We start from the raw sequence: 206 nt of genomic DNA on the forward strand, positions 1-206 counted from the left end.
AGGTTAATTGCTTCCTGGTATTTGCTTTCGTTGAACTGATGCAGTGCCTTGGTAAGCTTGGTGTCTATCAGCGCATCACCCGACCGGAAAATACCGCTTGTTTCATAGGGGCTGTAAAACTGGCTGTAAAGTTCGGCGTTGCTCGATGGGCTGTTTTTGCTAACCAGCCCGGCAATGCTGAAAATCAGGATTAGTGACGCTGCTAC

General features: G+C 48.5%; 1 protein-coding gene. It reads right to left on the minus strand.

The window, feature by feature from the left end:
• The coding region (locus Q1A18_RS19070; protein WP_299584760.1) for a hypothetical protein at positions 1 to 206 on the minus strand (206 nt) is incomplete at both ends.

Source organism: uncultured Sunxiuqinia sp. (assembly GCF_947495665.1).
Classification (GTDB): Bacteria; Bacteroidota; Bacteroidia; order Bacteroidales; family Prolixibacteraceae; genus Sunxiuqinia; species Sunxiuqinia rutila.